This is a genomic window from Chryseobacterium gilvum, from assembly GCF_025628965.1.
In the GTDB taxonomy this organism is placed as follows: domain Bacteria; phylum Bacteroidota; class Bacteroidia; order Flavobacteriales; family Weeksellaceae; genus Chryseobacterium; species Chryseobacterium gilvum.
On the sequence record NZ_JAOTEN010000001.1, the window covers coordinates 1322219 to 1334638 of the forward strand.

The window sequence follows — 12420 nt, forward strand, 5'->3', positions numbered from 1 at the left end:
TTAAAATGTTAAATTCATACCGAAAGTATAGATTGCAGATATAGGATAAATATTCTGATCGACTCCCATCTGTACTCTATCTGTATTCATAATTTCTGGAGAAAATCCTTTATATTTAAAGCTGGTCCAGGGATTCTGTGCACTCACGTACAATCTCAATTTTGTTATAGATAATGCATCTGAAAATACTTTAGGTAAATTATATCCAATTTGTACATTTCTAATTCTGATATAACTCCCATCTTCGACATAGAAACTGCTTGGTAATATAATAGCTTGATCATTGGTAACCATTGAGTAAGAATTTGATGTACCGGCACCAGTCCATCTATTATTATAGAAATCTAAATCCCAATTCTCGTTTCCGAATCTCTGCTCACGGTTATAATTATAAATTTTATTGCCAAATACTCCTTGAAAATCAATTGCAAAATCGAAGTCATAGATATTCATATTAACCCCGAAACCGTAAGTCCCTTTAGGAATCGGGCTTCCTAAAAACGTTTTATCTCTTGTATCAATAATTCCATTACCATCTAAATCTGCAAACTTGAATGCTCCCGGTCTTGCTTGATTCTGAATTGCTGAAGCTGTAACGTCTGCTTGGTTTTGGAACACTCCGACAACTTGATAACCATAGTATGATCCTACAGCTTGACCTTCCTGTAATCTAATAATATTATTACCGAATAAACTTGCACCAGCCTCCAAATAAGATCCTCCGTACACTGATGTAATCTTATTTTTTAATCCTGTATAATTACCATATACACCAATTCCTACATTGTCATTTATTTTTGTGTTATAGTTTATAGATACTTCAAAACCTTTATTGTTAAATGAATAAGCATTTGTTGTATAATCACGCCAGTTACTTGCACCGGAAATTGCACCCTGAAATACACCATAGACAACATCTTTAGAATCTTTACTGAAATAGGCAGCATCAATTTTCAATTTGTTATTTAATAGCGCCATTTCCAAACCTAAATCACCTCCTGACGTGGTTTCCCACCCAATTGTGGGGTCAATTATCTGGTCAATTGTTGCCGCAGGACTTCCTGTATTTCCATAATATGCACCTCCTTCGATGATTGTTCTGTTAAGTGTAAATCTTCTTGATACATTAGGATTTCCTAATTCACCATAACTTGCTCTTAATTTTAACAAATTAAACAGATTCTGTTCACTCATAAAATCTTCTTTAGATATCACCCAACCTGCGCTTACTGCAGGAAAAGTTTTATATCTGTCTGTGGAAATCTGTGAACTTCCATCTCTACGTATCGAAGCATTTAAAAGATATTTTCCTTTATAATCATAATTTACTCTTCCAAAGAATGACTCAATACGATATTGATCTTGGTTCAAGCCTAAAGCATCTCGATCATCATTATAAATAAGAATATCAGTTCCATTTGATATGCTTAAAGACTCATTGGTTCCATTATAAAAAACATTTTGAGATTGTGCATATGTTTCAGAGTATGAATTTCTTGTTCTCGAAAAACCTGCCAATACTTCAAAATTATGATTTCCAAAGTTTCTTTTCCATGTCAAAGTATTATCCCAAACATAATTTCTATCTCTAGAATCTCTTGTGACTAATTTTGAAACACCAGGTTGTGGCTGATAATCCAAAGTTGGAGTGAATTCGTATTTATTGGTATTGATATTATCTGATGTATAGCTTACTCTTAAAGCAAAATCTTTTAAGAATTTATATTCTCCCCAAACATTATTGAGCAATCTTTCCTGTCTTGTTTGGGAACGGAATAAATCCAGTTTTGCCCTTGGATTAGGAATAGAATAACCATTGAAAAACTGATAACCACCAGTACCCGGGTTCATTACGGAGAATATTGGGGGTGCGGTATAGGCATCCAATAAAGGATTTTGTGCTATATCTGTTCTCATTTTGGAAAATGAAAAGTTATCTCCTACCGTAATATTGTCATTTATTTTATACGTTAAATTAACTTTCGTGTTTAATCTGTTGAATCCGCTTCCAGAGTTAATTCCTCTTCCTGCTGCAAGATTGCCCTCATCCTGTAAATTTCCAACACTTAAATAATAATTAAGCTTCCCTGCATTACCCGCTGCCGAAAAATCATTGGCATTAATAATGCTTGTTCTGAAAATTTCCTTAAACCAATTGGTATCAGCAGGAAAATTTGCTCTGCTCAAGAATTTTGTGGGATCAGTATTTCCTTCGTTTCTTAACTTCTCATTATATAGTTCTATATACTGATCAGAATTTGCCATTTCAGGAATATTGGTAACCTTTTTAAAACCTAAATAAGAATTAAAACTGAAAACAGGTTTTTTCCCTCTCCCCATTTTCGTTTTAATAATTACCGCTCCATTGGAAGCTCTGGCTCCAAAAATTGCTAAACTCGAAGGATCTTTCAAAACACTCATAGATTCAATATCTTGAGGATTCAGAAAAGAAATGTCATCAGTGATCATCCCATCAACGATAAAAACCGTTTTTCCAGTTAAGGAACTAACTCCTCTAATATCTACTCTAGGAGACCCTCCAGGAGCGCCAGAATTTAAGATTTGCACACCTGATAATTTACCTTGAATCGAGCTTATAGGATTTGCATTCGGCTTATCGGCAAGATCTTTAGCACTAATGGTTCCGATACTTCCTGTAACATTCTCTTTTTTTTGGGATCCGTACCCTATCAATACAACCTCCTCAATTTTCTGCTCTTTCGGGAGCGTGTCATTAGGAGCAGTCTGTCCACTGACGTTCATCCCAAAGTAGAGAACTGCAATAAGACATGAATACTTTACATTACTTTGTTTCATATAGTTTATTTTATCTTGTATTTAGATTATAATTAATCTTTGTTAATCCTAATTCTCAAAAAAAGACATTACTCAAAAATATGAAAAAAATCAAGTCATGTTAAATTATCTTAAAAATTTTATTATCAATGCATTTGTTTACGATATTTATTACATAAAATATAAATTTAACCATGTCTCACCGCATAAATTATATTTATTTTAAATAATCTGTATTTTATATTAACCCAATTTTAAGAAATTTATTACCAAAACTTAACATTCCGTATCGTAACCCTGATTATTATCTCAAACTAAGATTTTATATCTGAACTGAATCATAGGTACGCTTTATAATGCAAATACAGAATAATTGTAACTTTGGTTCAAAATTTGACAAGTATTAAAAAAATTAGAATGAAAAAATATATTCTTGCCGCCGCCATTATTTTCGGCACCGGTACAATCATCAACACTTCTTTACATTCCTGTACTACTCTAGCAACTTCAGATCTTGGTTTGGCAGTAATCAAAAGAGTGTTGCTGGGAGGGATCAACAAGGGAGTAAATATTTATGGAAATAAGCAGGCTTTTCTTCAGAATAATCTTGTAGATCAGGCTTTGCCAAAAGAATTACGTGATATTAATTCCACTCTGGAAAAAATAGCGCCTTCACTGGTAGCTAAAGAAAGAGAATATATTGCCGATGCAGCTGTATATACCGTAAATATTGCAAAACCCATTCTTGAAAATGCGGTTAACAGTCTCAATGCACAAGATGTCACCCGTATTATTCAGGGAGAAAAAGGTACAGCCACCCTTATTCTGAAAGAAAAAACATCACAGCAGCTAATTACGGCAATCGCACCCAGAGTTGAGCAGGAACTCAATAAATACGGAATTGTAAAAACCATCAACACAGCATTGTCAGGAAGCAATATTTTAGGGAATTTATTAGGAGGAAATAACTCAAATGCAAATGCAGGAAGTTTAAGCATGCTTGCTTCCGAACAGATTGTCAATGGCTTGTTCAATATCATTGAAGATCATGAAAAACAAAATTCAGCGTCACTGTTGGGAGCTTTTGGAAAATAAATTAATTTTCGTTATATTTAACTATAATTAAGTTAGAATGGATATATTACAAGGAAATGAACATGCGAGTCCCGAAGAATTTTACAAATCTCTAAAGGAAAAACTGGAAAATAATCATGATTTTCCGGAAGATTATCTTTTTAAATTTATCATCCCTACAGATCAGGCGAAACTTACGGAAATTTACCGGGTTTTTGACGGAATAAAATTTACCCTTGGAAACCGTGAAAGCAAAAACGGCAAATATACAGCGTGCAATATCAACGCGTTTGTTTTGGATGCAGATCAGGTAATAAACATTTACCAGCAGGTCGCGAAAATTGAAGAAGTGATCTTACTATAAATCAAAAAGTCAGCTTTACGGCTGACTTTTTTAGTTTATTAATAACGTTTATTACTGAAGGTGATTATTTTTCAATAAAGAATTTTACATTTTCCACCGGTCTTCCAATCATCGCTACGGAACCTTTTATTAAAATGGGTCTTTGTATCAGCGAAGGGTTTTCAGCCAGAATCTTAATCCATTCTTCTTCTGAAAAATCTTTACCTGCATATTTTTCCAGATATAACTTTTCAGATTTTCTGATGATATGGGAAACTTCCTGATTCAGCTTTTTTAAAATCGTCTTTATTTCCAGCTCACTTAAAGGATCTTCAATAATATTGATAATTTCAAAAGGCACTCCGTTTTCATCCAGATACTCTAATACAGCATTGGATTTGGAACAGCTTCCGTGATGTAAAACCTTTACCAACATTATTTTAATATTTAATTTTAAAGACGTCTAAAACAGACCATTCAACTCTGTCTCTATTTTTTCAAGAATAAACCCGAAATCCTCCGGCTTTTCCACGAAATCAAGATCATCTACTTCAATAATCAGAAGTTTGCCTTCTGTATAGTTTGAAATCCATTTTTCGTATTTCTGGTTCAGCTTTGAGAGATATTCTATGCTGATGGTCGCTTCATATTCTCTTCCTCTTTTATAAATCTTCTTAACCAGATTCGGAACGTCAGATTTTAGATAAATAAGCAAATCCGGTGCCGAAACAAAAGTTTTCATCAGATCAAACAGTGAAGAGTAATTTTTAAAATCACGGTCAGAAAGAAGATTCATGTCATTCAGGTTTTCCGCAAAAATATGGGCATCTTCATATATCGTACGATCCTGAATTACACTTTTACCACTTTCACGGATCTCTTTTACCTGTCGGAAACGGCTTCCCAGAAAATAGATCTGCAGGGCAAAACTCCATTTGCTCATATCTGCGTAGAAATCTTCCAGATAAGGATTATGATCTACATCTTCAAAATGAGCGTCCCAACCGTAATGTTTGGCGAGCATCGTTGTTAAAGTAGTTTTTCCCGCGCCGATATTTCCTGTAACTGCAATATGCATATATTGTATTTAATATTATCTTAACTTCTTAATCTTTCGCAAAACACTTATTGATTTTCCGGTTCAGAGATCTGTAGATCACGATTCTGACTACCCGTTTTTGTCTGATTTTCAATCTGCTGGCTGGATCTGTCCTGCTGTTCCGCGGCAGATTTTTCCTCAAATTTATTTTCAGGCTTCTCTTTCGGCTGCTCTGTTAATTCTTTTCTGTTTTCGAGGGTATAAAGATATAGTTTGTTGCCTTTGATTTCAAAATATGCGAGTGAATTTTTATCCACAATCTGCGCATCGGGATCTTCAAATACTTTTGTAAGTTCCTTCTCGGGAATATACTTGAAAATAGAACTATCAGTAATTATTAATATTTCCTCATTTTCTCTTCTGAACCGTTTTCCGTTTTCTACAGGAGCCTCAAAAAGCTTTTCAAATTTGAGGCTGAAGACCCTGCATTGAGTTTTTGTTAAAATATATACTTTATTCTCATATACCAGAAGATCAACGATATCGTCAAAATTTTCATTAAAAGGATACGCATTGATGGTGGTATCATTCCTGAAATTATACTGAAGAAGGCGTTTTGCACTTTCATCCATAAGCCAGATCTGCTGCAGATCTTCAGCATATGCATATTTGATAAAGCTGAATTTCTGTTTAAAATCAATTTTCTGAATTTCATTCAGATTTTGATCCACAAATTTCATTTCCTGCGCATTCTCAGAAAAAAAAGCGATACTTAAAGGATTCTGTACGTTCTGAACTTTAAAAGGAACCGTAAACATCATCTGACCGAGCTGTTTTCCCAGAGAATCATATTTAGTAAATGTGAAATCTTTGTTTTTGTAGATATAGAAATTCCCATAATCATCTACCGCCATATCTTTCACTTCTTTGAGCTGTAACGTATCAAACGGCAGAATTTTCTGCGCGGAAGTCGCACAGAAAATGAAGATGAATAAGAGATGTAATAATTTCAAATACAGTTTTTTACGAATGATAGCGCTCTTCTCGGAACGCTACCAATTTACATACTTTTTTTGTTCTGACAGATATCGTCCGGAATTTTAACTATTTAATCGAAACTTCATAGATTTTCGGCCAGTTTTTTCCGGTGATGATCATATTGTCTCCTTTAAAGGCGATTCCGTTTAAGACATTTTCGCTGTTAGCATTGGTGAAAGGTTCAGCGATTTTTGTAAAATCAAATTTGCCCACCACTTCTCCGTTTGCAGGGTTTATTTTAAGAATAACCGGTTTGTGCCACACATTGGAGTAGATAAATCCCTGATGGAATTCCAGTTCATTCAGCTGGTCATAGACTTCTTTGTTTCCTGCTACAGAAATATATTTCACAACTTTTGAAGGATCCTGTGCATTGAGGAAGTAGAGATTTTTCGTACCGTCTGAAACGATAAGGTTTTTACCATCAGTGGTCATTCCCCATCCTTCACCGATGACATTGGGGTAAGGAAATTCGCCAATCATTTCAAAAGAATTTTTATCATAAATAAATCCTTTTTTATTTTTATAAGTAAGCTGATAAATTTTATTCCCAAGACTGGATATGCCTTCTGAAAAAACCGTATCCGGCTGTTTTGCTTCTTTTGTTACCGCTTCTTTTCCCAGCTCATATTTCATGAATTTGGAAGCACCTTCCTGTCCTATGCTTTCATATACCATATTACCTTCCATATAAAAGCCTTCCGTAAAACTGTTCGGGTCGTGAGGATATTCTGCAACCAAATTATAAGATAAGTTTGCTTCAGGGTTTTTGGCAAAGACATTAATTGTCGCATCCTGAGTGAGCGCTTCGCCGCTTTTGGTTTTAATTGTGAATGTTACCGCGTTATCACCCAATGTAAAATATTTCGGATCAACAACAAGACTTGAGGTCTCTTTATCTCCAAAGCTGATTACAATACTCTCTGCATTATCGGTGACCTCTTTTGGAAGATCAATTTTATCTCCGAAATGATATCCTTCCGCAACCATAGAATTGTTGTAATCTGCAAGAGAATTCAGTATTTTTTCGTCATTTTTACAAGACATTAATAATACAAGCGCTGTAAAACCTACTAATATTTTGTTTTTCATTTTCTGTTTCTAAAATATTTTTCAAAAATAGCAAATTTTATTGCTCTTTACTAATTTCGTTGAAAGGTTGATCACATAGTACTCTTATTTAAAATAAAATTAACCGTGCGAAAAGCCTGTAATTTTAGCTTCATCAAAGTCAAGCTGCATTTCTATGGTTCTCATCACATGATCGTCAAAGACTTTTTCCCTTTTCATATGATGAAGTTCATTTCTCTGCGCCTGAATAATCTGTCTCATCACCTCTTTATTCTCATTCATTGCCGTTACATAATCTCCTGCAGAAGCCATACACTGCGCTTTATCTGCCATCATCATCATTTCATTTTCCAATCTATGCTTCTGATGCTGTACCAAGCTATTTGTTTCTGCAAGCTCCGAAAAATCGCTGTTTAATTTCTGCAATGCTGCTTCTTTCAGCTTTTTCATAAGAATGACTTCCTGTTTCTCTTCGGGAAGTTCGCTTCCTGCATCATTAATCTTTAATAATCTTAAAATGGGAGAAAGCATCAAACCCTGCCCTACCAAAGTAATTAAAATGATAACAAACGTTACAAATAAAATAATATTCCGATGCGGAAATGCGTCTCCGTTTGGTAAAAAAGCAGGAATTGAAAGTGCCGCAGCCAAAGAAACCACGCCTCTCATGGCCGCAAAACTGATGATAAAAGGTTCTCTCCAATCTGGTTTAGGGATTTTTAAACGGATTTCTTTTGAGCACAGTCTCGGGAAATATACTAAAGCATAACTGTATAAAATTCTTGTCAGAATAATCGCTCCGCCAATAACAACACTGTAAAAAATCCCTTCTGAGATCGTATATTCTTTCATCGCAGCAACGACAATCGGCAATTCTAAACCGATCAGGATAAAAATAATGGTGTTCATTAAAAAGATAAGAACGCTCCAGACGTTTCCGGACTGTATTCTGGAGGTATGGCTTAAATAACAGTGTGAATTGTACGACATCAATAATCCTCCCGAAACTACTGCCAAAACACCCGAAAAATGAAAATGTTCTGCACCCACGTACATGATATATGGTACAATAATCGTAATGATGGTATCAATGTTTGAATTGGAAGGAATTTTCCTTAATAAGGCTCCAAACAAAAATCCTACACCGATTCCTATGGCAATTCCGCCGACTGCCATCATGAAGAAATCCTGAACGGCATCGCGGAAAACAAACTGCCCGGAAATGACGGCCGCCAAAGCAAATTTAAATACAATTAAACTGGACGCGTCATTGATCAGACTTTCCCCTTCCAGAATACTGGTTATTTTTTTCGGAATTTTCATGTGTTTTAAAACAGAAGTTGCCGCAACCGCATCGGGCGGAGAATTGACACCTCCCAACAAAAATCCCATCGCAACTGTAAGTCCCGGAATAATGGATGAGGAAAGATATGCCACCACAACAGAGGTGAGAAATACCAATCCGAACGCCATTGAAAAAATCTGTTTCCGCCACTTATGAAAATCCTGCCAAGAAGTAAACCATGCGGCTTCAAATAAAATCGGCGGTAAGAAGATCAGGAAAACCAGGTCTGGCTCTATCTCAATATGCGGCATTCCCGGAATCAGGCTTATCAATAATCCCGCAATAACCAGAAATATAGGATAGGCTACTTTCAGTTTTTGCCCTATCATCACAAGGATCATTACAGACAGCAAGACTGCAATGGATATAATAACATAATTATGAATCATATTTTTGTTTTTTCGGTTTATTTTACATTGTACAGATCATTTTTCAATCTTTATTATTAAGCGGAATTGTATTATAAAACCCTACCTGAATCTGACCCCGGTTTCTGTTTTCCTGAATCTGATTCATATATCCTAATTCTATCTTAAGATTTGGACTGATTACATATCCTAAAGCCCCGTAAATCCTGTTTCTGTCGAAAACCGGTGAATTGAAGTGAAGAAAAACCTCGTTGTAAAACGAACCGTACCATGTTTTGGGGATCATTTCTTTATGATTGACCGGAATATTGAATCCTAAAAAATAACGAAACCTCATCCTGAAATCATCCTCTAAAAAACGCTCTTCCAGTCTGTAACGGTGCTGCAGATATAGCCTTCCGAATTTCTGTTTTGTGATATACTGCTGAAAAATACGATGCTCTGTATTTTCAGTTTTAATCCCGTTTCTGTAAGGTTTGCTTAAAATAAAACCGTAACCTAATAAAATGTTATTATTATTTTCTGTGAGGTCATATCCAATCCCGGTACGGATCAGAAGCTGTTCTAAATCTCCTGCCGCATTAAAGTTGCGATACTGAATTTCGTTATGAAGATTCCATTTTTTATTGATTTTGTTGTTCCCGAAATACATGTACCAAGTTCCAAGATCACTTTCCTGAGAAAAACAGAAGGTAATGCTCAAAATAAAAAAGGAATAAAATATTTTTTTTGAAATATGCTTCATAAATAATTATATATCACGATTATCTATCGTAAATAACAAAACTAATAATTTTTATCAATAATAACAAGATATTTAGTTTTTAAACATTAATCCAATAAGTTTATAAAAATAAGAAAACCGACAAAATATTTTGCCGGTTTCGTACTTAGATAGATCTTAAGGATTAAGAATGCTGCATTTTTGAAGGGTCATCATAATTTACCATCCAGTTGATCCCGAATTTATCTGTAAACATCCCGAAATAGGCTCCCCAGAATGTATCTTCCAGAGCCATCGTAATATGACCGCCCTGTGATAATCCGTCAAACAGTTTATCTGCTTCTTCTCTCGAATCTGCATTGATCGAAACTGAAAAATTATTTCCCATTGTTATTTTTGAAGCCCAATCTCCGCCGGTATCGCTTCCCATGAGCATGGTTTCTTTTGAGATGGGAAGTGAAACATGCATGATTTTGTTTTTATCTTCTTCAGAAATTTCTTTCCCGTCCATCGGGGGCATTTCTCCGAAAGTTCCGATGTAAGGATATTCGCCTCCAAAAACCGATTTGTAAAAATCAAAAGCTTCTTTGCAGTTTCCGTTAAAAGTTAAGTAGACATTTACTGTTGCCATATTTTTTTAATTTAAAGTTTTGTGTTTATTATTGATATAATATTTTAATTTTTAATTTTTAATTTTTAATTTTTAATTAATTACCTGTGCTGATCAATCAGGATCATATTTCCGTCGGGATCTTTCAGGAAAATGTGTTCAGGTCCGGAAGTGTTTTCATCGGCCTTTTTCTCCAGTTCGATATGATTTTCCATTAATCTTCTCTGGATTTCGCGTACATCATCAAACGATTCCAAATTTTGTGCGTTTTCGTCCCATCCCGGATTGAAGGTAAGCATATTCCCTTCAAACATGGCCTGAAAAAGCCCGATGATTGTGGTCTCGTTTTTCATGATCAGATAATTGCTATCTGCATTTCCGCCCATTGTGCTGAAGCCTAATTTTTCATAAAATTCTTTAGATTTCTGTAAATCTTTTACACTCAGGCTGACTGAGAATACTCCTAGTTTCATATATTTTTCTTTAAACGAGCTGATTAATTATTTCTTCTATCTTATATTATTTTTTTGTAAAGCCAATTGATACCCTACTAAAACCAATCCCCAAACTGCAATCCCTAAAAACCAAAACCAAACAGGTGTAGGTAAAACAATCATATTATAGATGGTAAATAATAAAAATATGCCTCCACAGATTAATGCGTATGTTTTTTTACCACTTTTTGCAATTTTAGTTGAAATAAAACCTGCAGCTACAGCGCCTAAAGCATATCCTAAAATCACCATTAACAATCCTGTTACGGGAAGAGCTGAAATATATTCTTTAAAAGCCACCATGTCATCCTGATGGAATCCTTTCGGAAAAGGATACAGCCGATGATTGATCTGCTCGATGAGTCCTACCAACAATGAACCAGATATGATTCCACAGACTACTGCAAGTATTTTTCTTAGCATTTTAAAGGTTTTTTAGCCGGGTTTTAAAATCCAAAGTTCCGTCATAACTTTTCCAGTTACCGATCAGATCTATGTATTGACTTTCAATTTTTTCAGATTTCTTATTCCATTTGAACGTGTAGATGAATCTTCCGGTGAATATTCCTGAATGTTTTCCTTTGTTTTCTTCCGCAAGTTCGTATTCTCCATATACGGCTCCGTTTTTCTTGCCGTCTTTGTATCGGGTGATTTTTAGCTTTCCTTCGTATTTGGAATACGTATTATCAACCAGTGAATATCCTGAAACAAAATATTCCTGATCATTTTTTTTATTCTGTTCAGAAATATTGATTTTAAGCTTAATCGTCTGATGATCATTCCCGATCGTTCCTGTATAAGGTTTGCTGTTATTCAGCCAAACATCAGCAATATTCGGCATCTGCGAAAATGCAAAGCCGGAAATAAAGATAAAGAGTAATACAATTTTTTTCGTCATAAGTGTGGTTGTGTTATGTGTTGAATATTTTAGACCCCAAATTGAGACAAATGGTGGTTAAGATGCTTTGCAAACATATTGTTCCATTCATTTGAAGTAAGTTTTCCAAAAGAAAAAGATTCTTTGCCATCAAATGCGGCAGATCCTAATTGCTGGGTTTTCTGGATAAAACCGATCAGCCTTTTTTTCTCTTCATTAAAATTCCTTCTTCCTTCAACGACAAATTGCGGAGCGGTAGGTGAATCTCTGGGATACGCTTTTTCTCCCACTACTTTATGTTTCACAAAATTTTTGAGGATGAATTTTGCAATCGTGCCCGGTTTTTTATGTTTTTCCGGTTCGTATACCATTTCGTAGGTTATACAGCAATGCGCCAACATCTGATCTACGGTCATTCTGCCCCATAAACCATGGGTATCTTCCACCAGATTATTAATTCTGTTGATATAATTCTGAGCGTCTTTTGCTTCAAATACGTTTTCCATAGGGTATTAATTTGTATAGAAACAAATATATTATTTTTTCGGCTGAGTTGAATGTTCTTTTAACTGCAAGTGTGAATTATTATAAAATCTGATAAAATTTGTATTCATTTTTACTTAACAAAAAACCTAACAGGT

General features: G+C 34.9%; 14 protein-coding genes. 2 read left to right on the forward strand and 12 right to left on the reverse strand.

The window, feature by feature from the left end:
• A complete protein-coding gene (locus tag N0B16_RS06115; RefSeq protein WP_262989844.1) occupies positions 1-2817 on the reverse strand; it encodes a SusC/RagA family TonB-linked outer membrane protein in 2817 nt (938 codons plus the stop codon).
• Between the two features lie 396 nt (positions 2818-3213).
• Between N0B16_RS06115 and N0B16_RS06120 the strand changes: the two genes are divergently transcribed.
• Positions 3214-3891: a DUF4197 family protein gene (locus N0B16_RS06120; RefSeq protein ID WP_262989845.1), complete on the forward strand. Its 678-nt coding sequence runs from the start codon at positions 3214-3216 to the stop codon at positions 3889-3891.
• A 37-nt stretch (positions 3892-3928) separates the two neighbouring features.
• Positions 3929-4234 carry a DUF493 family protein gene (locus N0B16_RS06125; protein ID WP_262989846.1) on the forward strand — a complete coding sequence of 102 codons (306 nt, stop codon included), beginning with the start codon at positions 3929-3931 and terminating at the stop codon, positions 4232-4234.
• Between the two features lie 64 nt (positions 4235-4298).
• On the opposite strand, the gene N0B16_RS06130 is transcribed toward N0B16_RS06125, so the two are convergent.
• The 11 genes from N0B16_RS06130 to N0B16_RS06180 form a co-directional block, all read right to left on the reverse strand.
• The gene (locus N0B16_RS06130) at positions 4299-4649 is read right to left on the reverse strand and encodes an ArsC/Spx/MgsR family protein (protein WP_262989847.1); all 351 of its coding nucleotides are present in this window, start codon (positions 4647-4649) and stop codon (positions 4299-4301) included.
• A gap of 27 nt (positions 4650-4676) precedes the next feature.
• Positions 4677-5291 (reverse strand): deoxynucleoside kinase, encoded by a 615-nt coding sequence (locus N0B16_RS06135; RefSeq protein WP_262989848.1) that lies wholly within the window; start codon positions 5289-5291, stop codon positions 4677-4679.
• Positions 5292-5338: 47 nt separating this feature from the next.
• Positions 5339-6265 carry a hypothetical protein gene (locus N0B16_RS06140; RefSeq protein ID WP_262989849.1) on the reverse strand — a complete coding sequence of 309 codons (927 nt, stop codon included), beginning with the start codon at positions 6263-6265 and terminating at the stop codon, positions 5339-5341.
• A gap of 91 nt (positions 6266-6356) precedes the next feature.
• Entirely contained in the window at positions 6357-7382 is a 1026-nt protein-coding gene (locus tag N0B16_RS06145) for a glutaminyl-peptide cyclotransferase (protein WP_262989850.1), read from the reverse strand.
• Between the two features lie 99 nt (positions 7383-7481).
• Positions 7482-9095, reverse strand: coding sequence for a Na+/H+ antiporter (locus N0B16_RS06150; RefSeq protein WP_262989851.1), 1614 nt, complete (start codon positions 9093-9095; stop codon positions 7482-7484).
• A 43-nt stretch (positions 9096-9138) separates the two neighbouring features.
• Positions 9139-9819 carry a DUF2490 domain-containing protein gene (locus tag N0B16_RS06155; RefSeq protein ID WP_262989852.1) on the reverse strand — a complete coding sequence of 227 codons (681 nt, stop codon included), beginning with the start codon at positions 9817-9819 and terminating at the stop codon, positions 9139-9141.
• 163 nt (positions 9820-9982) lie between these two features.
• Positions 9983-10429: a VOC family protein gene (locus tag N0B16_RS06160; RefSeq protein WP_262989853.1), complete on the reverse strand. Its 447-nt coding sequence runs from the start codon at positions 10427-10429 to the stop codon at positions 9983-9985.
• Positions 10430-10509: 80 nt separating this feature from the next.
• Complete coding sequence (locus N0B16_RS06165; protein ID WP_262989854.1) at positions 10510-10881, reverse strand: VOC family protein; 372 nt, start codon at positions 10879-10881, stop codon at positions 10510-10512.
• 36 nt (positions 10882-10917) lie between these two features.
• Entirely contained in the window at positions 10918-11325 is a 408-nt protein-coding gene (locus tag N0B16_RS06170) for a hypothetical protein (RefSeq protein WP_262989855.1), read from the reverse strand.
• A gap of 1 nt (position 11326) precedes the next feature.
• The gene (locus tag N0B16_RS06175; protein WP_262989856.1) at positions 11327-11800 is read right to left on the reverse strand and encodes a hypothetical protein; all 474 of its coding nucleotides are present in this window, start codon (positions 11798-11800) and stop codon (positions 11327-11329) included.
• Positions 11801-11829: 29 nt separating this feature from the next.
• On the reverse strand, positions 11830-12285 hold the full coding sequence (locus N0B16_RS06180) for a DUF1569 domain-containing protein (RefSeq protein ID WP_262989857.1): 456 nt from the start codon (positions 12283-12285) through the stop codon (positions 11830-11832).
• Between the last annotated feature and the right edge of the window lie 135 nt (positions 12286-12420).

Bases quoted from the DNA above. Each gene is read 5' to 3' on its own strand.
- N0B16_RS06130 (WP_262989847.1), bottom strand. From the start codon at position 4,649: ATGTTGGTAAAGGTTTTACATCACGGAAGCTGTTCCAAATCCAATGCT.
- N0B16_RS06180 (WP_262989857.1), bottom strand. From the start codon at position 12,285: ATGGAAAACGTATTTGAAGCAAAAGACGCTCAGAATTATATCAACAGA.
- N0B16_RS06150 (WP_262989851.1), bottom strand. From the start codon at position 9,095: ATGATTCATAATTATGTTATTATATCCATTGCAGTCTTGCTGTCTGTA.
- N0B16_RS06115 (WP_262989844.1), bottom strand. From the start codon at position 2,817: ATGAAACAAAGTAATGTAAAGTATTCATGTCTTATTGCAGTTCTCTAC.
- N0B16_RS06125 (WP_262989846.1), top strand. From the start codon at position 3,929: ATGGATATATTACAAGGAAATGAACATGCGAGTCCCGAAGAATTTTAC.
- N0B16_RS06145 (WP_262989850.1), bottom strand. From the start codon at position 7,382: ATGAAAAACAAAATATTAGTAGGTTTTACAGCGCTTGTATTATTAATG.
- N0B16_RS06175 (WP_262989856.1), bottom strand. From the start codon at position 11,800: ATGACGAAAAAAATTGTATTACTCTTTATCTTTATTTCCGGCTTTGCA.
- N0B16_RS06135 (WP_262989848.1), bottom strand. From the start codon at position 5,291: ATGCATATTGCAGTTACAGGAAATATCGGCGCGGGAAAAACTACTTTA.
- N0B16_RS06170 (WP_262989855.1), bottom strand. From the start codon at position 11,325: ATGCTAAGAAAAATACTTGCAGTAGTCTGTGGAATCATATCTGGTTCA.
- N0B16_RS06160 (WP_262989853.1), bottom strand. From the start codon at position 10,429: ATGGCAACAGTAAATGTCTACTTAACTTTTAACGGAAACTGCAAAGAA.
- N0B16_RS06120 (WP_262989845.1), top strand. From the start codon at position 3,214: ATGAAAAAATATATTCTTGCCGCCGCCATTATTTTCGGCACCGGTACA.
- N0B16_RS06155 (WP_262989852.1), bottom strand. From the start codon at position 9,819: ATGAAGCATATTTCAAAAAAAATATTTTATTCCTTTTTTATTTTGAGC.
- N0B16_RS06165 (WP_262989854.1), bottom strand. From the start codon at position 10,881: ATGAAACTAGGAGTATTCTCAGTCAGCCTGAGTGTAAAAGATTTACAG.